A 24811-nucleotide genomic window follows, 5' to 3' on the forward strand; every position below is an offset into this window, starting at 1 on the left:
CTCATGCCTCGACCGGGACAGGCTCGGGCCGCACCGCCTGCGCGACCCAGAGCCCCAGACCCAGCACCACCAGCCCCATGCCCACCGCCGCGAAGGTGCCCGCCAGACCCAGCCAGGCCACCAAAGGCGCCGAGACCAGGGGCGAGGCGAACTGGCCCAGGAAGAAGGCCGTGGTCAAGAGGCCCGCGCCCCGCCCCCGCATCGTCGCCGGCACCCGCGCCATGAACCAGGTGGTGTAGTTGGGCATCGAGATCCCCATTCCAAACCCCGCGATCAGCGAACCCAGCAGCACCCCGTGCCAGTCGCTTGCCGTGGCATGGGCCAGAAAGCCCAGCCCGATCAGGACAAAGGACAAGCCGAAGATGGTCATGGCGCTCAGCCTGGCGCGGATCCGGCCGTACATCAGCGACACCGGGGCCGAGACCGTCACCAGGGCCGCCATCAGCGCGCCGACGACCAGCGGGCTGTGCACCCCCAGCGCCTCGAGGTGGAAGGGCAGCCGGGTCGGCGTGACGTAGAACGCGACCTGGAACAGGAAGGCGAGCGGCGCGATGAAGGCATAGGCCGCCCAGGGGAAACGGTCGGTCGTGGCGGCAAGGGCCTGCGGGCGGGCGCGCTCGGCCGCGATGCGGCGGGCATGGGGGCCAAGCGCCAGGAAGGCCAGCGCGGCGATGGGCAGGATCAGGCCATAGACCGCGAAGGCCCCGCGCCAGTGCCAGCTGGCCAGAAACCCGCCAAGCAGCATGAAGACGATGCCCGCCAGCGAAATCGCCGCGCCCTGCATCCCCAGGAACCGCGCTCGCGCCGGTCCCTGCCAGAGGTCCGAGGCCCAGGTCATGCCGAGGTTCATCGTGCCGGCCACCCCCAACCCCAGCGCCAGGCGCCCGATCAGCATGCCCCAGAGGCTCTCGGCCCAAAGGCCGGAGGTCCCCCCGATGGCATAGAGACCCGCCGTCAGGAGAAGCAGCTTCTGCCGGTCCCAGCGGTCGATCAGAAGACCCATCCCCCCGGCCGACAGCACGATGGCCAGCGAGGGCAAGGTCACGATCAGCCCGGCCAGCGTGTCAATATGGGGGATGTCGGCATAATGCGCGCGCAGGCCCGGCAGCGAGGACGCGACGGTCGCGTTCGCCATGATCGTCATCGAGGCCAGGCCCAGAACGGCAAGGGTCACCGCGCGCGAGGGCGGTGCTTCGGAAGTCGGTTGCATGCGGAATCCCTGGAACGTGTCTTGCGCACCCTGCCAAAATCCATGATCATGGACCAGACAGCTATTATTGCAAGGTGCGTTCCGAATTATGGACAATGATCTTGACCTCACCGCGCTCCGCGGCTTTCGCACCGTGCTGCGCGAGGGCTCGTTCTCTGCCGCGGCGCTGGCGCTCCGGGTGCCGAAATCCACCCTGTCGAAGCGCGTCGCGGATCTTGAGGCCGACCTAGGCGTCCGGCTGATCGAACGCTCAACCCGCACACTTCGGCCCACCCAGGAAGGCGAGGTGCTGGCCGCCCGCGCCGACCGGCTTCTGGGCGAGGCAGAGGACATCCGCCGGGCGCTCGGCGAATCCGGCGGCACCCCGCGCGGGCATCTGCGGCTGGCGGTGCCGCAAAGCTTCGGCAACCTCCTGATCGGCGCCATCGCCGCCCGGTTCCGCAAGCTCCATCCCGAGGTGACGCTGGAAATCCATTTCCTCGACCGCGCGCCCGACCTCTTGGAGGAAGGCTTCGACGGCTGCCTCCGCTTTGGCCCGCTGGAGGATTCCAGCCAGGTCGCCCGCCGCCTGACCCATGGCCAGGCGATGATGGTGGCCGCGCCCGACCTGCCCGGTCTCGACAGCCTGCGCCGGCCCGAGGATCTGGCCCGCTTCGACCTTGTCGGCCTTGCCATGCCCTGGCCGGGCGGCCTGCCCTTGCAGAACGGAGAGGAAGAGGTCGTCCTGCCCTTCGAGCCGCCCTTGCGGCTTGGCTCGCACCTGGCGGTGCGCGACGCGGTGGTGGCGGGGGCGGGCATCGGCGCCCTGCCCGGCATCGTCTGCCGCCCCGACCTCGCCGCCGGGCGCCTCGTGCGCGTGTTGCCGGACTGGTCCACACCGCGGAAGGCGATCTATTTCGTCTATCCCTCGGCCCAGTCCGTCACCGCGCGGCTGCGCGCCTTCATCGACCACCTGGTGCGGGAAATGGGCGAGGACTGATCCGGCGCGTCCGGACAACTCCTCGAGCACTTCGTGCACTCGTCGTGAGCTTCCCTGGCGAGGAGTGCACGCAGTGCTCGCCGAGCCGCGCTATTCCGCCGCCAGCTTCTCGGTCGCCTCGATCTCGGCGGCCTTCTTCTCGACCAGTTCGACGATGTGGTCGATCATCCGGTCATTCGACAGAGTGTGGTCCTGCTTGCCGGCCAGATAGACCATCCCCTTCCCCGCGCCGCCGCCGGTAAAGCCGATGTCGGTCATCAGGGCCTCGCCCGGGCCGTTCACCACGCAACCGATGATGGACAGGCTCATCGAGGTCGTGACATGCGCCAGCCGTTCCTCAAGCGCCGCGACGGTCTTGATGACATCGAACCCCTGCCGCGCGCAGGACGGGCACGAGATGATCGTCACTCCCCGGTGCCGCAGGCCCAGCGACTTCAGGATCTCGTAGCCGACCTTGACCTCCTCGACCGGATCGGCCGAGAGGCTGACCCGGATCGTGTCGCCGATCCCCATCCACAAAAGGTTGCCCAGACCGATGGCCGATTTCACCGTGCCGGACACCAGTCCCCCCGCCTCGGTGATCCCCAGATGGATCGGCGCGTCGGTGGCATCGGCCAGCTGCTGGTAGGCGGCGGCGGCCAGGAACACGTCCGACGCCTTCACGCTGATCTTGAACTCGTGGAAATCGTTGTCCTGCAACAGCCGGATGTGGTCGAGTCCCGATTCCACCATCGCCTCGGGGCAAGGCTCGCCGTATTTCTCCAGGAGGTGCTTTTCCAGGCTGCCCGCGTTCACCCCGATGCGGATGGAACAGCCGTGGTCCTTGGCCGCGCGCACCACCTCGGCCACGCGCTTCGCATCGCCGATGTTGCCGGGGTTGATCCGCAGGCAGGCCGCCCCCGCCTCGGCCGCCTCGATGGCGCGGCGGTAGTGGAAATGGATGTCGGCGACGATCGGCACCGGGCTTTCGGCGACGATCTCCTTCAGCGCCTTCGTCGAGGCCTCGTCCGGCGTCGATACGCGCACGATGTCCGCACCCGCCACGGCGCAGCGCTGGATCTGCTCGATGGTCGCCGCCACGTCGGTGGTCAGCGTGTTGGTCATCGTCTGCACGCTGATCGGAGCATCGCCACCGACCAGCACCTTGCCCACGCGGATCTGCCGCGACGCCCGTCGCGCGATGTTGCGCCAGGGGCGGACGGGGTTGTGAGTCATGGGTCGGGCTTCCCTTGCAATGCCCGCGCAGCATAAGGCGCGCGACGGCCTGCGGCAATGGGCGGCGGGGCCTACTCGCTGACCGTGGGCGCCTGCAGGACCGGCGTCGCATCCGCCGTGGCGAAATTGGCCAGATCCTGATCCTTGCTCAGATCGGCCCGGGCATAGGTCTGGGTCAGCGCCTCGGGCGACAGCTTGATATCCTTGGCGACATTGGCGCCAGGGGCGGCGGGACCATAGGGCACGCCATCCACCACAAAGTAGATGGAACCCGAATTGCCGGTGCGGAACACGGCGGCGGTTTCCAGGGGCGGCACGACATAACGTTCGCCGGCGTCGAGGATCTTCTCGAACAGCACGGTGCCGTCCGCGGCGTTGACCCGAACCCACGATGGGCGCACGGCCAGGACCTCGATCCCTTCCTTTGCCTCCGCGATGACCTGGACATCGCTGCCCAGCGCCTCGTCTATCGCGGCGTCGACGACATCGACCTCGGCCACCTCGGCGAGAACCCCGGTCTGGCGCGGATTGATCGCGGCGATGGGCCCGTCGCGCGAGGTCAGGACCGGCACGTCCAGCGCCTGCGGGCGATAGAGGCGGTCCATCACATCATTGGCGGCAGCGCCTTCTGCACTGGCCACCGCCTGCCCGGCCGGTTCGGCCGGACGGCTGGCTACCATCTGCGGCGCAGCCGTGTCGGCATTCGAAAGAGGGTCGATCTGGGCGACCACGGTCGGGGCCTGGTCTACCGGGGCAAGTTGCACGCGCTGGACTTCCTGCAGCACCGACCAGCCGCCATAGCCGATGGCCCCGATCAGGGCGACCAGCACCGCAATGGACCCGACGGCGCCAGGTTCGATCCGGCTCCAGATCGCCTCGCCGCGCGGGATGAAGCTTGCGTTCGGATCGCCCAGCGGATCGGCGACATCGCGCCGGGCCCGGGCCTTGACGATCTGCTGCGGTGCAGCGGCGGCGGAGAGGCCATGCGACACGGAATAGCCCGCCTCGGCGCAGAAACGCTCGAAGGCCCATTCCGGGTCCATCGCCAGATAGCGGGCGTAGGACCGGATGTAACCAGGGACGAATCCAGGCGTCTCGAAAGCCGATAGGTCGGCGTTCTCGATGGCCGCGATGTAGGTGGCCTTGATCTTCAGCTCTCGCTGAACATCCAGCAGCGACTTGCCCAGCGTGGCCCGCTCGCCACGCATCAGGTCGCCCAGACGCAACTCGAAGTCGTCAAAGCCCTTTGGCTTGTCCTCTTCGGTCGTCGAAGGTTTCGCCCTCCAACCGATCATGCGCGCCCTGTCCCCTTCGGTGCACCACTCTGCGCGGTCGCCTTCCCCAGCGACTCACTGCCTTGTTCTATTGGGCAATCCTTACCACAGGACAAGGCCTTTTCCACGGGGCAAACAGTTCAGGCAACCGCCTCGGCGCGATTCAGCGCACACTGCGCCCAAAGCGCATCCATCGCGCGCACCAGCCGGTCGATCTCGTCCGGCCCATGCACCGGCGAGGGAGTGAAGCGCAGGCGCTCGGTCCCCCGCGGGACGGTGGGAAAATTGATCGGCTGGACGTAGATGCCGTGGTCCTCAAGGAGCATGTCCGACAGCATCTTGCAATGCACCGGGTCGCCGACATGGACCGGGACGATGTGGCTGCCATGGTCGATGATCGGCAGGCCCAGCGCCTTCAGCCGGGTCTTCAGGATGCGGGCCTGGGTCTGATGCTGCGCGCGCAAGGCAACCCCGCCCTCGCCCTTCAGGAACCGGACCGAGGCCGCCGCCCCCGCCGCCACCGCGGGCGGCAGGCTCGTGGTGAAGATGAAGCCCGGCGCGTACGAGCGCACCGCGTCCGCCAGCCGGGCCGAGGCCGCGATGTAGCCGCCGAAGACGCCATAGGCCTTGGCCAGCGTGCCGTTGATGATGTCCACCCGGCCCATCTGGCCGTCACGCTCGGCCACCCCTGCCCCGCGCGGGCCGTACATCCCGACGGCATGGACCTCGTCCAGGTAGGTCAGCGCGTCGAATTCCTGCGCCAGGTCGCAGATTTCCCGGATCGGGCCGAAGTCGCCGTCCATCGAGTAGATCGATTCGAAGGCGATCAGCTTCGGCGCCGCCGGGTCGTCCGCCGCCAGAAGCTCGCGCAGGTGGGCCAGGTCGTTGTGCCGGAAGATCCGCTTCGCCCCGCCGCCGCGCCGCACGCCCTCGATCATCGAGGCATGGTTCAGCGCGTCGGAATAGATGATGAGGCCCGGAAAGATCGTCCGCAGCGTCGAAAGCGTCGCGTCGTTGGCGATATAGGCCGAGGTAAAGACCAGCGCGGCCTCCTTGCCGTGCAGGTCGGCCAGCTCGGCTTCCAGCGCCTTGTGCCAGACGGTCGTGCCGCTGATGTTGCGCGTGCCGCCCGACCCCGCGCCGGTGGCCTCCAGCGCCGCGTGCATCGCAGCCAGCACCTCGGGATGCTGGCCCATGCCGAGGTAATCGTTGCCGCACCAGACCGTGATGTCCTTCTGCGTCCCGTCCGGGCGGGTCCAGACCGCATGGGGAAACTGGCCCTTGGCGCGCGCGATGTCGATGAAGGTGCGATAGCGCCCCTCGTCGTGCAGGCGTTGCAGGCTGGCGTCGATCGCGTCGTCGTATCTGGTCATGCGTTCCGGTTCCTTGTGCGACGGTTCTGTCCCATCCGCCGCAGGGGTGCCTTGATGTCGGTCAATCGGCGCATCGGCGCCAGAAGGCGAATTGTCACTCCCTTCGTTCCAGCCCCTCTTAGCGCAGCCCGCCCGCTCTGGACAGTGCCAAGCCGCCTGCTAGGCTGCTTCCCGATCACATCCGGGAGAGTGAAATGCCCACCCCGTCGCTGGACGCCGTGCTTGACCGCATCGACGAAACCCTGCCGCAGTCGCTCGACCGGCTGATGACGCTTCTTCGCATCCCCTCGATTTCGACCGACCCTGCCTACAAGGCCGACTGCGCCCGCGCGGCCGAACATCTGGCCGCCGACCTGTCCTCGCTCGGCTTCGACGCCCGCGCCGCCGCGACCCCCGGTCACCCGATGGTCGTGGCCCACGGCGGCGAAGGGCGTCGGCACCTCCTCTTCTACGGCCACTACGACGTGCAACCCGTTGATCCGCTTGAGCTCTGGCACCGCCCGCCCTTTGATCCCGAGGTGCAGGAGACGCCGAAAGGCCCCGTGATCCGCGCCCGCGGCGCCTCGGACGACAAGGGGCAGCTGATGACCTTCATCGAGGCCTGCCGCGCGTGGAAGGACGTGCACGGGTCCCTGCCGGGCAAGCTGACGATCTTCCTGGAAGGCGAGGAGGAATCGGGCTCGCCCTCGCTCATCCCCTTCCTCGAACAGCACCGGGACGAGCTGTCCTGCGACCTCGCGCTGATCTGCGACACGGGGCTTTACGACGAACACACCCCGGCGATCACCACCATGCTGCGCGGTCTGTGCAAGGCGGAATTCACCATCCGCGCGGCGAACCGCGACCTGCATTCCGGCATGTATGGCGGGCTGGCGCAGAACCCGCTGCACCTGATGGCGCGGCTTCTGGCGGGCCTGCATGATTCGCAGGGCCGGGTGCAGGTGCCGGGCTTCTACGACGACGTGGACGAACTTCCCGACGCGCTGCGCCAGCAGTGGCAGGCGCTGGCCTTCGACCATGCCGCCTATCTGGCCGAGGTCGGCCTCTCGGTCCCCGCCGGCGAACAGGACCGCACGCCGCTGGAGCGCATCTGGTCGCGCCCGACCGCCGAGGTGAACGGCATGTGGGGCGGCTACACCGGGGCGGGCTTCAAGACCGTGCTGCCGTCCGAAGCCCATGCCAAGGTCTCGTTCCGCCTCGTCTCGCGCCAGGACCCCGAGAAGATCATCGCCGCCTTCAAGGCCTGGGCGGAAGGACAGATGCCCGCCGATTGCGAGATCCTCTGGCACGGCGGCAGCGACGGCGCGCCTGCGAGCGTGATGGAAATCTCCGACCCCGCCTTCGAATCAGCCCGCGCCGCACTCACCGAGGAATGGGGCAAGCCCGCCGCCTTCATCGGCTCGGGCGGGTCGATCCCGGTCGCGGGCTATTTCAAGACCATCCTCGGGATGGACGCGATGCTGATCGGCTTCGGCAAGGATGACGACAACATCCACAGCCCGAACGAGAAATACGACGTGGAGTCCTTCCACAAGGGCATCCGTGCCTGGGCCCGGATCCTCGCGCGGCTCGCGTGATGGTTGAAATACGCGACGCAACCCCTTCGGACGAAGGGGATTTCCTGCGACTCTGGCAGGGGTTCACCGAAGGCTACAACCTCACCCTGCCGGATGGGGTGACGGCCTTCACCTGGGCGCGGCTGATGGACCCCGCCAACCCCCTGACCGCGCGGCTGGCCTGCATCGACGGCGTGCCGCAGGGCTTTGCCATCCACCAGCACCACCCCTCGACCTGGGTGATGGGCGACGACGGCTATCTGGAAGACCTCTTCGTCGCTCCCCAGGCGCGCGGACAGGGGCTTGGCCGTGCCCTGATCGAGGATCTCATCGCCATCGGCCGGGCGCGGGGCTGGCAACGGCTCTACTGGCTGACCGAGATCAGCAATACCACGGCGCGCAGGCTCTACGACAGCTTCTGCGCCGATGACGGGCACATCCGCTACCGGATGCGGCTCTGAACGAAAACGGGGGCCTGCCGGCCCCCGTTTCCCGTTCCGTCGCGGATGGACGGTCACGACTTCTCGATGGTCACGGCGCTCGCCTCGTGCACCGCGCCCTTCATGTCCCAGATCACCGATACCTTCTCGCCCGCCTTCAGGCCGGGATCCTTGAACCCCTTGGGCAGGACGTAGCTGACCCCGTTGTCCAGCGTCAGGGTCATGGTCTTGGCGTCGAAGCTCTTGACCATGCCCACGGTCGTCGTCGGCGCCGCGATCGCGGCCGAGCCGATGGCGGTCATCAGGACAAGGGTGGCAGGAAGGATGAAGGAACGCATGTTCAGTCTCCGGTTTCGGCCCGCAGCGCGGGTCCGCAGTTCGGGTGTCATCCCGGTCCGTCGCGTCGGTGAGAGGTTTCACCCGGCGGACCCTGACGCCCGGCCCGTCAGATACACCCGACCGGATGTTGCGCACAGGGGGTCTCACAGAGGTGTTCCCGGCCGAAACTACCCGTGATCCGCGCAATTTTCTTGCGCCTGCGGCCCTAGCTCCGGACCAGCGCCATCCGCACCAGCTTGGCGATCAGCAGGAGCCATGGCGCCGCGTGCAGGGCGAGATCGAACCAGTCGATCGGCTTCACCAGCTCGCCCGCCGCCAGCATCTTCAGCTTCTCCCAGATATGCGGCTCGGGCAGGAACGGGGCGAGGCCCAGGGTCAGGGCGGCAAGGATCAGGATCGACAGGGGGATCTGGTCAAGGAAGGCCATGGGCAGAGGTCCGGTTCGGTCGGGCCACGCGGGCCGCGGGGTTGCAGGTGGACAGGCTATCCCTTGTGGCGCCCGGCCACCAGCCGGGAGGGGACGGTCATTCCGTCGCACAGGAAGCCACCACTGTGCGCACCGAAACGGTCCGCATCTCCGTGAACTGTGTGTGGGCAAAGCTGGCGCGGTGGACGGGGCTCGAACCCGCGACCCCCGGCGTGACAGGCCGGTACTCTAACCGACTGAGCTACCACCGCGCGTGGCGGGTCAGATAGTAGGTCGCGCGGTGGGCGTCAAGCGGGAAAGGTGCCGGCACCGCCGCCATGTTCCGCAGGGTTGGAGCCGATGCCTGCCGAAGCCGGCGCTCCGCCCCGACGGCGAGTCGCGATCAGCGTCGCCATCGACCGGGACGACGCCGGGACCGTCTCCCGCGGCGCCAGCGTCTCCACCCGGGCGCGCCTCTTCGCCATCGGCGGGATCCAGGTCTCCGCCGCAGCACTCCCCGTGCCCGGACTCGTCTCGTGTGGACAAGAGAGGAGACGCGGAGGCGGAGGTTAAGAAACCCCTAACGTCCGCGATCAATGCACTGAAATCACGACGAAATCGGGAAATGTCCACCGTGGACACCTGCTGGGCTCGTCAACCGGTCAGGGAAGGCTGGCGCGGTGGACGGGGCTCGAACCCGCGACCCCCGGCGTGACAGGCCGGTACTCTAACCGACTGAGCTACCACCGCGCGTGGAGGGCGGGATAGACGCTTCCCCCGGGGGCGTCAATGGGGGAAGCGCGGGTTTTTCACCGCTCGGGGGCGGGGATGAACTCCCGGTCGTCGCCGGGGGGCAGGGAGAAGCGGCCGTGCTGCCAGTCCCCGGCCCGCCAGGCCTCTTTCGCGGCCTCGATCTTCTCGCGGCTGGAGGCGACGAAGTTCCACCAGATGAAGCGGGGGCCGTCCATCGTGGCGCCGCCGAGAACCATCACGCGGGCACCCTGCGGGCCGGCCTTGACCGAGACCCGGTCGCCGGGGCGGAAGACGAGCATCCGGCCGGCCTCGAAGGTCTGGCCGGCGCAGGTGACCTCGCCGTCCAGGACGTAGACCCCCCGGTCCTCGTGGTCGTCGGGCAGCGGGATCGCCGCGCCGGGGGCGAGGCGGGCGTCGGCATAGAAGACCTCGGAAGGCATCTCGAGCCCCACCCTCTCGCCCCACGCATGGCCGAGGATCAGGCGAACCTGTTTCCCCTCGCCTTCCAGCTCGGGGAGCTGGTCCTTCCCGACATGGGCGAAGGCGGCGGCATCTTCCTCGCGGTCCTTCGGCAGGGCGAGCCAGGTCTGCAGGCCCAGCATCGACATCGGCTGGCGCCTCGCCTCGCCGTCGGTGCGTTCGGAATGGGTGATCCCCTGGCCCGCCAGCATCCAGTTCACGGCGCCGGGTTCGATCCAGGCGTCGGTGCCGAGGCTGTCGCGGTGGTGGAGGCGGCCCTTCAGGAGGTAGGTCACGGTCCCGAGGCCAATGTGGGGATGGGGGCGGACGTCGATGCCGTCGCCGGTCAGGAACTCGGCCGGGCCCATCTGGTCGAAGAAGATGAAGGGGCCGACCATCTGCCGCTGGGCCGAGGGGAGGGCACGCCGGACCTCGAACCCGCCGAGGTCGCGGGCACGGGGGATAATCACGGTCTCGATGGCATCGACCGAGTCGCCGATCGGGATAGAGGGGTCGAGAAGCGGGTTCCACATGGGCGTTCTCCTTTGCTGACAAAGGTAGGACCTGGGCGGCGGAATTTCATCCCGATCTGCCCGCGCGGAGCCTGTGCGGGGGTGAACAGGCCAGGGTGTCCACGGTGGACAAACGCGGGATTTCGCTTTTATTCAATGACTTGCTTGCGGGCGTCAGGAGAATGTTAACCCTGCCCGCAAGGCCCCTCCAGGGGCTCGTCGTCGCCTTCGTCGCTTCTCGCCGGGGCAGCGCCGACGAGACGCCGAAGGCGCACGAGGAGGTCTCACACGAGGCTTGAGTTGCACGAACGAATAATATCCGATGGTCCCGGAGAATCTCGAGGAGGTGGCGCGTGACGGTCCGGTCTGAATTTCCCGAGGCGATCACCGAGATCGAGGACCTGGGCATCCCCCTGCCCGACGGCACCCGCCTGTCGGCCCGGATTTGGCTGCCGAAGGATGCGCACAGCCGCCCGGTTCCCGCGGTTCTGGAATACATCCCCTATCGCAAGCGCGACGGCACCCTGCCCCGCGACGAGCTGATGCATCCCTACGTCGCCGGGCATGGCTATGCCTGCGTCCGGGTGGACATCCGCGGCAACGGAGACAGCGAAGGGCTGATGGCGGACGAATATTCGCCGCAGGAGTTGCAGGACGCCTGCGACGTGATCGCCTGGCTGGCGCGCCAACCCTGGTGCAGCGGCACGGTGGGCATGATGGGCAAGAGCTGGGGCGGGTTCAACTGCCTGCAGACGGCCTTCCTGCAACCGCCCGCGCTGAAGGCCGTCATCAGCGTCTATTCCACCACGGACCGTTTCGCCGACGACATCCATTTCAAGGGCGGCGCGCTTCTGGGCGAGAATTTCGGCTGGGGGTCGGTGATGCTGTCCTATTCCTCGCGTCCGCCGGACCCGCTTCTGCGCAACGACTGGCGCGAGACCTGGCTGCGGCGGCTGGAGAACCAGCCCTTCCATGCCCCCGGCTGGGCGGCGCACCAGACGCGGGACGCCTACTGGAAGCACGGCTCGATCTGCGAGGACTGGGACCGGATGACCACGCCGATCCTCTCCATCGGCGGCTGGAACGACAATTACATGAACACGGTCGCGCATCTTATGGAGAAGGCGCGCGGGCCGGTGAAGGGGATCATCGGGCCCTGGGTGCACCAGTATCCGCACACGGCGGTGCCGGGGCCGCGGATCGGCTTCCTGCAACTCGCGATCCGCTGGTGGGACCGCTGGCTGAAGGGAGTGCAGAACGGGGCCGAGGATGATCCGGCCTGCCGCGCCTACATGCTGCATTCCGCGCCGCCGAACCCGAGTGCAAAGCATCGGGATGGCCACTGGATAGCGGAGGCCGAGTGGCCGACGCCTCGGGTCGGCCGACAGGTGTTGCCGGTTTCGGACGCGGGCCTCGGGGTGGCGGGGGCGCTGTCCGCCAGCGTCTGCACGCCGCAGCATCTGGGGATGGCGGCGGGCGAGTTCTTCCCGATGGGGCTGAATGCCGAGATGGCGGGCGATCAGCGCACGGATGACGCGCTGTCGGTCTGTTTCGATGGCGCGCTGCTGGCCGATCCGCTGGAGCTGCTGGGGGCGGCAAGGCTGTCGCTGCGGCTGGCGTCGGACAAGCCCATGGCCGTCCTCGTGGCGCGGCTCTGCGACGTGGCGCCGGACGGGTCCTCGGTGCGGATCGCGCATGGCATCCTGAACCTCTGCCACCGCAACAGCGCCGAGGCGCCGGAACCGATGGTGCCGGGCGTGCCGGAGGACGTGGTGCTGGTGCTGGACCAGATGGGCTATCGGGTTGCGGCGGGACATCGCCTGCGGCTGGCCCTGTCCACGACCTACTGGCCCTTTGTCTGGCCCTCGCCCGAGGCCGCGACGCTGGAGATCACCGAGGCCAGTCTGGACCTGCCCGTGCATCGGGGGACGGGAACGGAATGGGAGCCGCCACCGGCCGAGACCGCAAAGCCCTGGGCGCACCGGGTGCTGCGGCCGGGGTCGGCCAGCCGCCGGGTGGAGAGCGACCTGATTGCCGGCACCCATGCGCTGGTCGTCGCGGAGGACACGGGCGACACGGAAAACCTGGACCACGGGCTGGTCAGCGGCGAGACGACGACCGAGCGCTGGGAGATCGGCGCCGATCCCCTGTCGGCCCGGGCTGAGATCGCCTGGGAGCAGCGCCTGTCGCGCGGCGACTGGCGGGTCAGGACGCAGGTCCAGACGGTGATGACCGCCACGGCGTCGCATCTGCGCATGCAGGCCCGCCTGACCGCCTGGGAAGGCGAGGCGCCGATGTTCCAGCGCGACTGGGACGAGGAGGTGGAACGCAAGTTTGTCTGACCCCGCATGCAGAAAACGTTTGGCGACACGCGGGGTTCGGGGTCTATTGATCGGCAAGTCAACAAAGAATCCCCGGCATGGGGACCAGTAGGGAGACGACCATGAACGACAAGGTGAACCAGCTGGACTGGATGGTGGCTCAGGCGAAGGCGGGCCGGATGAGCCGGCGCGAGTTCGTCGGACGGACGACGGCCCTGGGCGTGTCGGCGGGGCTTGCCTCGGCGCTGTTCGGCAAGGCGGTGCAGGCCCAGGCCAAGAAGGGCGGCGTGCTGCGCGCCGGCATGCAGGGCGGGGAATCGACGAACAGCCTCGACCCGGCGCTGGCCGCGTCCGAGGTGCCCTTCGCGGTCAACATGACCTGGGGCGAGATGCTGGTGGACGTGGCCCCGGACGGGTCGATCGACTACCGGATCGCCGAGGAGATCAGCTCGAACGCCGATGCGACGGAGTGGAAGTTCAAGATCCGCCAGGGGGTCGAGTTCCATGACGGCAAGACGGTGACGGCCGAGGACGTGGTGGCCACGCTGAAGCGGCACACCGACGAGAAGAGCCAGTCGGGCGCGCTGGGCATCGTGCAGGGCATCGCCGAGATGGTGGCGGAAGGCGACATGGTGACGCTGAAGCTGGCGTCGGGCAACGCCGACCTGCCCTATCTGATGGCGGACTATCACCTGGTGATCCAGCCGGGCGGCGGCATCGACAACCCGGCCGCCGGGATCGGCGCGGGCGCCTACAAGGTGGCGGTGAACGAGCCCGGCGTCCGCCATGTGTTCGAGCGGCATCCGAACTACTGGGATGCGGCCAATGGCGCCCATGCCGATCAGGTCGAGATCATCGTGATCAACGACAACACGGCGCGGACGGCGGCCTTGCAGTCGGGCCAGATCCACATGATGAACCGGGTCGATCCGAAGATCGTGGCGCTTCTGAAGGGTGCGCCGGGGATCACGATCGAGCATGCTCCGGGCCGGGGGCACTATGTGTTCATCATGCATGTGGACAAGCCGCCCTTCGACAACAACGACCTGCGGATGGCGCTGAAGCTGGCGATCAACCGCAAGGAGCAGGTGGAGAAGATCCTCGGCGGGCTGGGGTCGGTCGGGAACGACTTCCCGATCAACGCCGCCTATCCGCTGTTCGACGACACGATCCCGCAGCGCGAATACGATGCGGCGGCGGCGGCGGACTACTACAAGAAGTCCGGCCATGACGGCAGCCCGATCATCCTGCGCACTGCTCCGGGCGCCTTCCCCGGCGCGGTGGATGCGGCGAACCTCTTCGCGGCCTCGGCCAACGCGGCGGGCATCCCCCTGCAGGTGCAGCTGGAACCCGACGACGGCTACTGGTCGAACGTCTGGAACGTGCAGCCCTTCTGCGCCAGCTACTGGGGCGGGCGGCCGGTGCAGGACCAGATGTATTCGACCGCCTACCTGTCCACCGCGGAATGGAATGACACCAAGTTCAGGAACGCCAAGTTCGACGAGCTTCTGGTTGCGGCCCGGGCCGAGCTGGACGAGGGCAAGCGCAAGGCCATGTATTCGGAAATGGCCCATATCCTGCGCGACGAGGGCGGCCTGATCCTGCCGATGTTCAACGACTGGGTCGAGGCACGGCGCGAGGAAGTCGCAGGCTGGCAGCCGGACCCGAACGGGGAACTGATGAACGGCAAGGCGCTGATCAAGTGCTGGCTGGCCTGAGGCCCGGTCCGTGCATCCGATCATGAAACTGGTGGTCCAGCGCATCGCGCTGGGCCTCCTCCTGCTCCTCGCTGTCTCGGCGGTGATCTTCCTGGGCGTCGAGGCGCTTCCGGGCGACACCGCGCAACAGATCCTGGGCCAGTCGGCCACGCCGCAGGCGCTTGAGAACCTGCGCGAGAAGCTGGGGCTGAACGAGCCGCCGCTCACGCGCTATTTCACCTGGCTGGGCGGGGTCCTGACCGGGGATCTGGGCAAGTCGCTGACCAATGGCGTCGATATCGCCCAGGCGATCGGGCAGCGGCTGGGCAACACGCTGTTCCTGGCCGGATGCGCCGCCGTGATCGCCGTGCCGCTGGCGATCCTTCTGGGCCTGATCGCCGCGCGCTATGCCGGGCGCTGGCCCGACAAGCTGATCTCGGCCGTCACGCTGACCACGATCAGCCTGCCCGAATTCGTCGCGGCCTATTTCGTCATCTTCCTTCTCACCCAGCTTTTCCCCTTGTTCCAGCCGGTCGCCATGGTCTTTCCGGGCATGAGCTTCTGGGCCAAGCTGCACGCGATCGCCCTGCCGGTCATCGTGCTGGTGCTGGTCGTCCTTGCCCACATGATGCGGATGACCCGGGCGGCGATCCTGAACGTGATGCAGTCGGCCTATATCGAGACCGCCGAACTCAAAGGCCTGTCGCCGATGACCATCATCTGGAAGCACGCCTTCCCGAACGCCATCGCGCCGGTAGTCAGCGTGGTCATGCTGAACCTGGCCTACCTCGTCGTCGGCGTGGTCGTGGTCGAGGTCGTCTTCGGCTACAACGCGCTGGGCCAATACCTCGTCGATCACGTCACCAAGCGCGACCTGCCGGTGGTGCAGGCCGTGGGGCTGATCTTCGCCGCCGTCTACATCTTCCTGAACATGCTGGCCGACATCATCGGCATCCTTGCCAACCCGCGCCTGAGGCACCCGAAATGAGGATGCCGCTTTCCGCCCTGATCGGCCTGGTCCTGACCGGCACCTTCCTCTTCATCGCGATCTTCGCGCAGTGGATCGCGCCCTATCCGCTGGACGACAGTTCCGGCGGCCAGTGGGAAGGCTTCTCGTCCGCGCACTGGCTGGGCACCGACACCATCGGCCGCGATATCCTGAGCCGGCTGATCTATGGCGCGCAGGTCACGATCTTCGTGGCGCTGGCCTCGTCGCTTCTGGCCTTCGCGCTGGGGGCCTTCCTCGGCTTTCTCGCCGCGGTCAAGGGCGGCTGGATCGACCAGCTTCTGTCGCGGCTGGTCGATCTGATGATGGCCATCCCCTCGCTGATCGTGGCGCTGGTCATGCTGTCGGTCCTGCCCCTGAACCTGACCGTGCTGATCCTGGTCATGGGCATCCTCGATTCGACCCGCGTCTTCCGGCTGAGCCGCGCGGTCGCGGTGGACATCGCGGTGATGGACTATGTCGAGGCCGCGCGGCTGCGGGGCGAAAAGGGCGGCTGGATCATCTTCCGCGAGATCCTGCCCAATGCGCTGTCGCCGCTGGTGGCCGAGTTCGGGTTGCGCTTCATCTTCGCGGTCCTGTTCATCTCGACGCTCTCGTTCCTCGGCCTCGGCATCCAGCCGCCGCTGGCGGACTGGGGCGGCATGGTGAAGGAGAACAAGGACGGCCTTATCTACGGCAAGTCGGCGGCGCTGTTGCCCGCGGCCGCCATCGCCGCGCTCGCGATCAGCGTGAACCTGGTCGCGGACTGGATCCTGACCCGGACCTCCAGCCTCAAGGGAGGGCGCGGTGGCTGATCCCCTGTTGCAGATCAAGGGCCTGGTGATCGAGGCGACCTCCTATCCTCCGGGAGAGCCGCCGAAGACCGTGACGCTGGTGCATGGCGTGGACCTGACGCTGGAGAGGGGCCGCGTGCTGGGGCTGATCGGCGAATCCGGGGCGGGCAAGTCCACCATCGGCCTGTCGGCCATGGCCTACGGGCGGGGCGGCGTCCGGCTGACGGGGGGCACGATCCACCTGAACGGGCGCGAGATCCGGCTGGCGGATGCGCGCAGCCTGCGGCGCCTGCGCGGGCGCGAGGTGACCTATGTCTCGCAATCGGCCGCCGCCAGCTTCAACCCGGCCAAGCAGATCATGGAGCAGGTGATCGAGACCTGCCTGAGCCATGGACTGTGCAGCAAGGCCGAGGCCGAGGCCCGGGCGCGGGGGCTGTTCCGCAAGCTCGGCCTGCCGAACCCGGACACGATCGGCAACCGCTATCCGCACCAGGTCTCGGGCGGGCAGTTGCAGCGCTGCATGACGGCGATGGCGCTGTGCCCGAAGCCGGACCTGGTGATCTTCGACGAGCCGACGACCGCGCTGGACGTGACGACGCAGATCGACGTGCTGGCCGCGATCAAGGAGGCGATCCGGGACACCGGGGTGGCGGCCTTGTACATCACGCATGACCTTGCGGTGGTGGCGCAGGTCGCCGACGAGATCATGGTGCTGCGCCATGGCCGGATGGTTGAACTGGGCGAGACCGGCCAGATCATCCACCGGCCGGTGCAGGACTACACGAAGGCGCTGGTTTCGGTCAGGGGCCTCGACCATGCCGAAAAGCCCCCTGCCCCGCCGGTCTTGCAGGTGCAGAATGTAACGGCGCGTTACCGGGGCACGAATTTCGACGTGCTGAAGAACGTGTCGATCGATCTGCCGGCGGGTCAGACCCTGGCGGTGGTGGGGGAGTCGGGGTCGGGGAAATCGACGCTGGCGCGGGCGATCACCGGGCTGTTGCCGCCGTCCCAGGGCCGGATCACCTTTGCCGGGCGCGAGCTGTCGGCGGATCTGGCCGGGAGGACGAAGGACGACCTGCGCGAGATCCAGATGATCTACCAGATGGCCGACACCGCGATGAACCCGCGGCAGACGGTGGGCACGATCATCGGCCGGCCGCTGGAGTTCTACTTCGGCATGAAGGGGGCGGAACGGGACAGGCGGGTGCAGGAGCTTCTGGACCAGATCGAGATGGGCAAGGGCTTTGCCGACCGCTATCCGGCGGAACTGTCTGGGGGGCAGAAACAGCGGGTCTGCATCGCGCGGTCGCTGGCGGCGAAGCCGAAGCTCATCATCTGCGACGAGGTGACGAGCGCGCTGGATCCGCTGGTGGCGGACGGGATCCTGAAGCTGCTTCTGGCGCTGCAGGCGCAGGAGCATGTCGCCTACCTGTTCATCACCCATGACCTGGCGACGGTGAAGGCGATTTCCGACAAGATCGCGGTGATGTTCAAGGGCGCGGTGGTGCGCTACGGGCAGAAGTCCGACGTGCTGACGCCGCCGTTCGACGATTATACTGATCTCCTCCTGTCCTCGGTGCCCGAGATGGAGCTGGGCTGGCTGGAGCAGGTGATCGCGCACCGCAAGATGGAGAGCGCAGGGAACTGAACCGCCGCTCGTCGTTGGACTGCGTCCCTCCTCGCTGGGGGCCTCCCGACGAGAAGCCGAAGGCGCACGAGGAGGCTTTTCTTGACCAAATTGCTGCTCATTATCCTGGACGGGGTGCCTTACCGCAACTGGCGGCGGCTGTTCGGCAACCTGGAAGGCTGGGTCGAACAGGGCGAGGCGCGGGTGCGGCAGATGCGCTCGGTGCTGCCCTCGACCTCAGCCTCGTGCTACGCCTCGATCCACACCGGCCTGCCGCCGCAGGTGCACCGGATCTGGGACAATGCCGACATCCGGCGGCTGGAGTTTCCCGATGTCTTCGGCGCGTTGACGAAGGCGGGTCTTAAGACCGGGGCGGTGACGCACAGCTACTGGTCGGAGTTCTTCAACCGCGCGCCCTTCGACGTGGTGCGCGACATCGAATACGACGAACCCGAAGGGCCCATCACTCATGGCCGGTTCCACACCATGCACGGTTATGGGCACGCGAACCAGATGACGCCCTCGGACTACGACCTCTTCGGCACGCTGACGCGCCTCTGCGAGGTCAAGGGCATCGACTACGGCATCCTGCACACCTGCACGCTGGACAGCATGGGGCACCGCTTCTTCCACGACTGCGAGGAGATGGACCACGCCTGCGGCCATCTCGATGCGGTGCTGGCCCCCTTCATCCACCGCTGGCGGCAGGCGGGATACGAGGTGATCGTGACCGCCGACCACGGCCAGGACGCGCGCGGGCACCATGGCGGGACGGGCGAGGAGCAGCGCGACTTCGCCTTCTACTATTTCGGCACAAGCCCGCTGCCGCCCGAGGATCAGGTGCTGGACCAGCTGGCGCTGGCGCCGTCGATCCTGACGCGGATGGGGGTGCCGGTGCCCGCGACGATGACGGCCGCGCCTTTCCTGACCGGCTGAAAGGCGCGGCCGCAGGGCTATTTCGCGGCCGGTCCGAGCGTCAACCGGACTTCGGACGCGCAGGCCATGTAGCTGGCGCGGGCGGAATGGCCGTTGCCCGCAGAGGACCGGCCGGTCCGCTCTTCGGCGGCCACCCGGCGCAGCGCGAGGCAGGTCTGGACCTTGTCGGTGTAATCGGCCCTGAGGGCCTGGCATTCGGCCGAGGCCGAGCCGGTGGCGCCGGTCAGGGGGCAGTTTTCCGGCATCCGGGCGGCGGTCTCGGCCAGAAGGGGTGTGGCGCCTGCCGCGAACAGGGCAAGCAGCGACGCGATGAGGGTTTTCATCCCGATCTCCGTTCAAATGGATCTGTCTGAAAATGCGCTTCCCCTTCCCCGGATCGCGGCGAAGGACAGGGTCTGGTCTAGGGCATCAGCGTGATTTTCGCGTGACACCAGCGCCAAATCGGTAGCGGGCCGGGCAACCCTGGCGCCGGAACGCTGGATTAGGGTGGATTTCCCGATCGTCGTCTGTTGAAAGGCCGCGTGTCTCTGTGCATCGTTAACCTCCGTAATCCCGAACGGTATCGCATGTTTCGCTTCCAGGTTGATCTCCTCGGTGCCTGCCGGGTCGCGCGTGTCGCGACCGGAGAGGAACTGGCGTTCCGGACGCGGAAGACGCGGCTGCTTCTTGGCCTTCTCCTGCTGTCGCCCGGCCAAAGGATGAACCGCGAACAGCTTGCCTCGCTCCTCTGGGACCCCGCGCCCGAATCGCTGGCGCGTTCCAGCCTGCGGCAGGCGCTGCGCGAGCTGAAGGAAGTGCTGGGACCGGAGAACGAGGACGTGGTCGAGGCCGACCGCTTTTCCGTCGGTCTGAAGGCTCAGGCCTTCGACCTGGACGTGCGCCGGTTCCGCGAGCTGATCGCGACGGCGGTGCATGACCAGAACGCGCTCCTGTCGGCTGCGGCACTGTGGCAGGGAGAGCTTTTCGGCCCGGCCCAGCCCAGCGCGCCGGTCTTCGAGGCCTGGTTGCAGATCGAACGGTCGCAGCTGCGGTCGGTCCTGACCTCGGCCCTGACCGACCAGCTGGAAAAGCTGATCGCAGCCAATGCCTTCACCGATACACGCATCGCCGAGGAATTGGTGCGGGTGGAACCCAGTCACGAACTGGCGCACCAGTTCATCATGCGGTTCCACGCCCAGCGCGGCGACCAGTCGGCGGCCTTGCGGCAATACGCGCTTTTGCAACAGGCGCTGGCCGAGGAACTGGACAGCGAGCCGAGCGAGGCCTCGAATGCGCTGCTGGTCGCGATCAAGAGCGGCGAGGTCTCGTTGCAACGTCCGGCCACGGCGCCGGTGGCACCGGCCGCGCCCCTGACGCGCAGCGGCCCGCCGCGGATCACCATCCGCCCGCCGCTGACCCGCTACACCGACAACAGCAAGGACTATCTAGGCGAGGGCTTTGCTTTCCTGGCCAAGTCCTGCCTGTCACGGTTCCGCTGCTGGATCGTCATCCCCTGGCCATCGAGCGGCTTCGACTCGACCACCGCTGTGGACTTCACCGCCGTCGGCCAGGTGATCGACGCCGATTTCGCAGTGGACTGCGTGCTGGACTGGCGCACGGGCAGCGGCAAGCTGTTCGTCACCCTGATCGACTGCCGAGACGGCAGCGAGGTCTGGTCCGAGCTTTACCCGGTGGCCGAGCACGAGTTGCAGGAGGTCAGCTCCTCCGTCGCGGGCGCGGTGGCGGCGAACCTGGCCAGCCAGGTGAACCACATCACCCTGTTGCGCCACGCGCGGTCCACGCCGGGCAATCCGGTGGCCTATGACCTGTGGCTGAAGGGACACCAGTTGTCGCGGCTCTGGTCGGCCGAGGCGGATGCGCAGGCCGAGGCTCTGTTCCTGAAGGCGATCGAGCTGGATCCGGGGCTGGCCGGGAGCCACGCGAGCCTGGCGCAGGTCCTGAGCACGCGCTGCATGGTCCGGCCGGGCTATCCCAACCGCAAGGCCGATTGCGCCGCGGCCTTCAAGCACGCGCGCGAGGCCATCGCACTCGACCCCTACGATCCGCGCTGCCACATCAGCATGGCCTGGAACTGGGCCATCGCGCGGTCGCCGGAACGGGCCAATTCGCATTTCCGGCTGGCGGTGGACATGAACCCGCACGATGCCGAGACGCTGATCGCGGCGGCGAGCGGGCTGGGCTTCCTCGGCCATGTCGATCTGGCGAAGGACCTTGCCCAGCAGGCCCTGCGGCTGAACCCGATCTATCCGGAATATTACATCGCCTATCTGGCCGGCATCCACTTCATGGCGGGCGACCACGAGGCGACAATCGCCACGGTCGAGAAATGCCCCGATGGCTTTCCGGACCTCGGGGTCTGGGCGGTGGCATCCTATGCGCATCTCGGCCGGGCAGAAGAGGCGGCGCGCGCCTACGGAACCTTCCGCCGGATCGCGACGCAGATGTGGGAGGGCGGCTCTGCCCCGACCGAGGAAGAGCTGGAGGCCTGGGTGCTGGACACTCTGCCGATCAACTGGCCCGAGGGCCGGCTGGCCCTGCAGAAGGGCATAAGGCTGGCCCGGGCCATGGCGGTAGAGGCCGCCTGAGCCGGGGCCGAGGCCCGGCCCCGGACCCGCCTATCAGCGTAACTTCAGCGGCAGTGCCGCATGAAATAGCGTGCGAGCAGCACCTTGAACCGGGTCGTCTTGCCGTTGCCGTAGGACGGTTCGTCCACCACGTCGGGCACGGTCTTCAGCACGTCCGCCGAGGGGATGCGGACATGCATCCGGTTCGGCGTGTCATAGACCGGCACGATCTGCACGCTGTCGGGGATCTCGCCGTTCGGGCCGGCGCCGGGACCGTCGTAGCGGTAGCCGTTGGCATGCAGCCAGCCGCGCGTGTCGTCGTTGAACTTCTTCCATTCCGAATTCGGCGTGTCCTTGAACACGCTTTTCGCAACTCGCAGGATCGCCTCGCCGGTCTGTTCCTGGTCGGCGATCGAATTGTTCTTGAGATTGAAGAACCCCACCATTCCGCTGTCTCTCCCTGTGTCCTGGCTGTTTCCGCCCTTGCTGTCGGACCACTATCGGGCCGGTTCGTGATGCCAGCGTGAAATGCGCCGGCAGCGTCCGATTCCGTCCTTGATCCTGTCCGTCATCCTGCCTTGAATACGCGCATGAAGCAAAATCCGGCCGAGATGATCGCCAAGATGGCGCGCGCCCTGGGCGAGGATTTCCACCTCATGGCCCTGGACGCACCCGAGGCACCGCTGTTCCTGGCCGTCGCCCTGCCGACGGAAGAGGGGGTGACGGGGTTGAAGCCGCGTCTGCCGGCGGGACGGGGGCTGACGCCGCAGCAGGCGATGCTGGCGGCGGGGGCCGAGGCGCTGGAGCTGCGGGCAAGCCTGGCGCAGCACCACCTCCCGGACCTGCGCACCCTGCCGCGGCGCGACGGGATCGCCATGGTCGCGGCGACCGATCTGGTCAGCGGCGAGACGGTCGAGGTGCCGGCGCAGGAGGTCTATCTCGACTGCGCGGCGGTCCTGGGCGAGCCCCTGCGCCAGGATGCCGATTCCACCGGCTGCGCGGTGGGGCCCGACCGCGACAGCGCCTTGGCGCGGGGCCTGTGGGAATGTGTGGAACGCGATGCGGTGGCGCTGTGGTGGCACGGTCGCCGGCCCGGCGGGGCGGTGGCGACCGAGATCATCGATGCGCACCAGCCGAGGCTCTTCTGGTGGCTGCACCAGCGCGCCCGCGAGACCCGGCTGATCGAGGTGACCAGCGACATCGGCCTGCCGGTGGTGGTGGCGGTGGCCGCCGATCCGGACGGGCGGAGGGTTGCCATGGGCTCGGCCGCGCGGCCGGTGCTGGCGGATGCGGCACTCGCCGCGGTGACCGAGATGGTGCAGACCGAGGTCAGCCTCGACCATGCGCGCGAGGCGGGCGACCCGGAGGCCGCCGCCTGGCTGGCCGCGGCCTCGCTGGCCGATCAGCCGCAGTTCCGTCCGGGGCCGGAACGGGCCACGCCGCCGCTGGAGATGGCCGGGCTGCTGGAACGGCTGGGCGGGCTGGGCCAGCGGGCGCTGGGGGTCGAGATGACCCTGCCGGGCGACCCGCTCCCCTCGGTGCGGGTCCTGGTGCCCGGGCTTTGCGCGATGCGGGGCCGGACGCAGTGCCCGCGCTTTGCCCGGCTTTGTCCCGACCTGCCGCCCCCGACCCTGCCCGAACCCTTCTGACCGCGAGGCCGCCATGCCGCCGATCTCGACCCCGCACAGCCTGTTCGGTCCGGCACCCGCAGCGCCGAGGGCCGAAGCGGCGGGGGCCTCTCAGTCGGGCTACTGCTATCTGTTCCCGGATCTGGCCCAGCGGGCCGATGTCGGCTGCTTTCGCGGCACCACTCCGGCCGAGACCTTCCGGCGGCTCAGGGCCTTCGAGAAGGACAGCCGCACCGCCCTGACCACGCCGCAGGTTCTGCCGATGCGGCTGGCGCCGGTCTACACCTACTTCGGACAGTTCGTGAACCACGACATCTCGGCCCCGGTGGGCGATGTGGTCACGCGGCCCGCTCCGCCCGAGGGCACCGGCGTGATCGACGCCGGGCTGCCGCCCGGGCTGGACCGGGTCCACCGGGCCTCGCCCAGGGTGATCCTGGCGAATTTCGTCAACGAACAGGCCGAGCCCCTGGCGCTGGACAGCCTGTACGGCGACGGGCCGGACAGCGCCGACCCGGGGATCCGGGCGCTTTATGCCACGGACGGCAAGCGGTTCCGGCTGGGCAGGACCAGGCGCGAGCCGCCGGAATTCTTTGAGGAAAAGGGCCTGAAGCCCGCGCGCATCCATCACGACTGGGACGCGCCCGACATCCTGCGCCGGGACGGGCAGCCGCTGATCGCCGACCGGCGGAACGACGAGAACCTGATCGTCAGCCAGCTGCACCTGGCGCTGATGCTGGTCCACAACAAGGCCGTCGCCGCGCTGGAAGGCGAGGCCCCGGATGCGGCGACCTGTTTCGCCCGCGCCCGGCAGCTGGTCACGCTGCATTACCACTGGCTGATCCTGCACGATTTCCTGACGAACCTCCTGTCGCCTGCCACTCTGGCGACGCCCTTCGCCAACCGGGCGCAGAAGCTGCCCGGCCCGCGGCTGGTACCCCTGGAATTCACCACTGCCGCATTTCGCTTTGGCCATTCCATGGTCGGGGCCAGCTATGACTTCAACCGCAACTTCGGCCACGGCGGGCGGATCGACCGCCGGGGGGCCAAGCTGCAGGACCTGTTCGACTTCACCACCCATCGCAACATGGGCCAGCCGGGCATGGCCGAGACGCTGCAACTGCCCGACCACTGGGTGATCGACTGGAACCGGATGACCCGGACGCCGAAGGGCGCCACCGGGGCCGAGCGGATCGACCTGACCTTCGCGCCGGGGATGCTGAGCGCGATGGGCACCTCCGAGATCGCCGTGCACGGGTCGATCCTGTTCCGCAACCTGATGCGCGGCTTCCAGCGCCGGATCGCCTTTGGCCAGGTGCTGGCCGAGGCCTGCGGGCTGGAGGCGCTGGACGAGAACCAGCTGCGCGACGCGCTGCCGGAAAGCGCGCCGGGCATGCTGGGGCTGCGCGAGCTGGCCGAGGAGCTGGGCATGCTGGCCGAGACCCCGGCCTGGCTGTATGTCCTGGCCGAGGCGCGGCACCATGGCGCGGGCGAGCGGCTGGGTCCGGTCGCCAGCGAGATCATCGCCGACACGATCATCGGCCTGATGCGCCACATGCCGCAGTCGATCCTGAACCATCAGGGCGGCGGTTGGCATCCGAGACTGAGCCCGCTCAAGGGCCCAGGCAAACGGGCGCTGACCTCGCTGCGATCCTTCCTGCGCTTTGCCGTGCAGGATTCCCACATGGATGTCGCGCCGGCGTGATCGGCCCGGCAACGGGCTGGACAGAGGCAAGGTTTCGCTTC

21 protein-coding genes and 2 tRNA genes are annotated in these 24811 nt (G+C 68.0%); 12 read left to right on the forward strand and 11 right to left on the reverse strand.

The window, feature by feature from the left end; all coding sequences use genetic code 11:
* Position 1: 1 nt before the first annotated feature.
* Entirely contained in the window at positions 2 to 1210 is a 1209-nt protein-coding gene (locus ACK4IU_RS01910; protein WP_409731068.1) for an MFS transporter, read from the reverse strand.
* 88 nt (positions 1211 to 1298) lie between these two features.
* Between ACK4IU_RS01910 and ACK4IU_RS01915 the strand changes: the two genes are divergently transcribed.
* Positions 1299 to 2189, forward strand: a complete 891-nt coding sequence (locus ACK4IU_RS01915; protein ID WP_409731070.1) for a LysR substrate-binding domain-containing protein — start codon at positions 1299 to 1301, stop codon at positions 2187 to 2189.
* 90 nt (positions 2190 to 2279) lie between these two features.
* Here ACK4IU_RS01915 and ispG read toward each other — a convergent pair whose 3' ends face one another.
* The 3 genes from ispG to hemA form a co-directional block, all read right to left on the reverse strand.
* Positions 2280 to 3404, reverse strand: coding sequence for a flavodoxin-dependent (E)-4-hydroxy-3-methylbut-2-enyl-diphosphate synthase (gene ispG / locus ACK4IU_RS01920; RefSeq protein WP_409731072.1), 1125 nt, complete (start codon positions 3402 to 3404; stop codon positions 2280 to 2282).
* 71 nt (positions 3405 to 3475) lie between these two features.
* Positions 3476 to 4699, reverse strand: coding sequence for a helix-turn-helix domain-containing protein (locus ACK4IU_RS01925; protein WP_409731074.1), 1224 nt, complete (start codon positions 4697 to 4699; stop codon positions 3476 to 3478).
* Positions 4700 to 4818: 119 nt separating this feature from the next.
* Positions 4819 to 6051, reverse strand: a complete 1233-nt coding sequence (hemA, locus tag ACK4IU_RS01930; protein ID WP_409731076.1) for a 5-aminolevulinate synthase — start codon at positions 6049 to 6051, stop codon at positions 4819 to 4821.
* Positions 6052 to 6245: 194 nt separating this feature from the next.
* Between hemA and ACK4IU_RS01935 the strand changes: the two genes are divergently transcribed.
* On the forward strand, positions 6246 to 7628 hold the full coding sequence (locus ACK4IU_RS01935; protein ID WP_409731078.1) for a dipeptidase: 1383 nt from the start codon (positions 6246 to 6248) through the stop codon (positions 7626 to 7628).
* Positions 7628 to 8068: an N-acetyltransferase family protein gene (locus ACK4IU_RS01940; RefSeq protein WP_409731080.1), complete on the forward strand. Its 441-nt coding sequence runs from the start codon at positions 7628 to 7630 to the stop codon at positions 8066 to 8068. The genes ACK4IU_RS01935 and ACK4IU_RS01940 overlap by 1 nt, the downstream gene beginning before the upstream one ends.
* Positions 8069 to 8121: 53 nt before the next feature.
* Here ACK4IU_RS01940 and ACK4IU_RS01945 read toward each other — a convergent pair whose 3' ends face one another.
* From ACK4IU_RS01945 to ACK4IU_RS01965, 5 genes are all read right to left on the reverse strand, one after another.
* Entirely contained in the window at positions 8122 to 8385 is a 264-nt protein-coding gene (locus ACK4IU_RS01945; protein ID WP_409731082.1) for a DUF1344 domain-containing protein, read from the reverse strand.
* 206 nt (positions 8386 to 8591) lie between these two features.
* A complete protein-coding gene (locus ACK4IU_RS01950; protein ID WP_409731084.1) occupies positions 8592 to 8813 on the reverse strand; it encodes an RND transporter in 222 nt (73 codons plus the stop codon).
* A gap of 174 nt (positions 8814 to 8987) precedes the next feature.
* Positions 8988 to 9064: transfer RNA gene (locus ACK4IU_RS01955), tRNA-Asp, on the reverse strand.
* A 401-nt stretch (positions 9065 to 9465) separates the two neighbouring features.
* Positions 9466 to 9542: transfer RNA gene (locus ACK4IU_RS01960), tRNA-Asp, on the reverse strand.
* A gap of 59 nt (positions 9543 to 9601) precedes the next feature.
* Positions 9602 to 10537, reverse strand: a complete 936-nt coding sequence (locus ACK4IU_RS01965; protein WP_409731086.1) for a pirin family protein — start codon at positions 10535 to 10537, stop codon at positions 9602 to 9604.
* Positions 10538 to 10869: 332 nt separating this feature from the next.
* On the opposite strand from ACK4IU_RS01965, the gene ACK4IU_RS01970 reads away from it, so the two are divergent.
* From ACK4IU_RS01970 to ACK4IU_RS01995, 6 genes are all read left to right on the forward strand, one after another.
* A complete protein-coding gene (locus ACK4IU_RS01970) occupies positions 10870 to 12858 on the forward strand; it encodes a CocE/NonD family hydrolase (RefSeq protein WP_409731088.1) in 1989 nt (662 codons plus the stop codon).
* A gap of 101 nt (positions 12859 to 12959) precedes the next feature.
* A complete protein-coding gene (locus ACK4IU_RS01975) occupies positions 12960 to 14555 on the forward strand; it encodes an ABC transporter substrate-binding protein (RefSeq protein ID WP_409731090.1) in 1596 nt (531 codons plus the stop codon).
* A 10-nt stretch (positions 14556 to 14565) separates the two neighbouring features.
* Positions 14566 to 15522, forward strand: a complete 957-nt coding sequence (locus ACK4IU_RS01980; protein ID WP_409731092.1) for an ABC transporter permease — start codon at positions 14566 to 14568, stop codon at positions 15520 to 15522.
* Positions 15519 to 16334: an ABC transporter permease gene (locus ACK4IU_RS01985; protein WP_409731094.1), complete on the forward strand. Its 816-nt coding sequence runs from the start codon at positions 15519 to 15521 to the stop codon at positions 16332 to 16334. The genes ACK4IU_RS01980 and ACK4IU_RS01985 overlap by 4 nt, the downstream gene beginning before the upstream one ends.
* The gene (locus tag ACK4IU_RS01990) at positions 16327 to 17961 is read left to right on the forward strand and encodes an ABC transporter ATP-binding protein (RefSeq protein ID WP_409731096.1); all 1635 of its coding nucleotides are present in this window, start codon (positions 16327 to 16329) and stop codon (positions 17959 to 17961) included. Before ACK4IU_RS01985 ends, ACK4IU_RS01990 begins: the two co-directional genes overlap by 8 nt.
* Positions 17962 to 18042: 81 nt before the next feature.
* On the forward strand, positions 18043 to 18876 hold the full coding sequence (locus tag ACK4IU_RS01995) for an alkaline phosphatase family protein (protein ID WP_409731098.1): 834 nt from the start codon (positions 18043 to 18045) through the stop codon (positions 18874 to 18876).
* Between the two features lie 17 nt (positions 18877 to 18893).
* Here ACK4IU_RS01995 and ACK4IU_RS02000 read toward each other — a convergent pair whose 3' ends face one another.
* Positions 18894 to 19199: a hypothetical protein gene (locus tag ACK4IU_RS02000; RefSeq protein WP_409731100.1), complete on the reverse strand. Its 306-nt coding sequence runs from the start codon at positions 19197 to 19199 to the stop codon at positions 18894 to 18896.
* A 243-nt stretch (positions 19200 to 19442) separates the two neighbouring features.
* On the opposite strand from ACK4IU_RS02000, the gene ACK4IU_RS02005 reads away from it, so the two are divergent.
* On the forward strand, positions 19443 to 21461 hold the full coding sequence (locus tag ACK4IU_RS02005; RefSeq protein WP_409731101.1) for a BTAD domain-containing putative transcriptional regulator: 2019 nt from the start codon (positions 19443 to 19445) through the stop codon (positions 21459 to 21461).
* A 44-nt stretch (positions 21462 to 21505) separates the two neighbouring features.
* On the opposite strand, the gene ACK4IU_RS02010 is transcribed toward ACK4IU_RS02005, so the two are convergent.
* Positions 21506 to 21886 (reverse strand): hypothetical protein, encoded by a 381-nt coding sequence (locus ACK4IU_RS02010; protein WP_409731103.1) that lies wholly within the window; start codon positions 21884 to 21886, stop codon positions 21506 to 21508.
* A 144-nt stretch (positions 21887 to 22030) separates the two neighbouring features.
* Here ACK4IU_RS02010 and ACK4IU_RS02015 point away from each other — a divergent pair, with 144 nt between their 5' ends.
* Together ACK4IU_RS02015 and ACK4IU_RS02020 are read left to right on the forward strand one after the other, a co-directional pair.
* The gene (locus ACK4IU_RS02015) at positions 22031 to 23089 is read left to right on the forward strand and encodes a YcaO-like family protein (RefSeq protein ID WP_409731105.1); all 1059 of its coding nucleotides are present in this window, start codon (positions 22031 to 22033) and stop codon (positions 23087 to 23089) included.
* 13 nt (positions 23090 to 23102) lie between these two features.
* Positions 23103 to 24770, forward strand: coding sequence for a peroxidase family protein (locus ACK4IU_RS02020; protein WP_409731107.1), 1668 nt, complete (start codon positions 23103 to 23105; stop codon positions 24768 to 24770).
* Positions 24771 to 24811 lie beyond the last annotated feature (41 nt).

The sequence above is a fragment of the Tabrizicola flagellatus genome, assembly GCF_046295235.1.
Classification (GTDB): Bacteria; Pseudomonadota; Alphaproteobacteria; order Rhodobacterales; family Rhodobacteraceae; genus Tabrizicola; species Tabrizicola flagellata_A.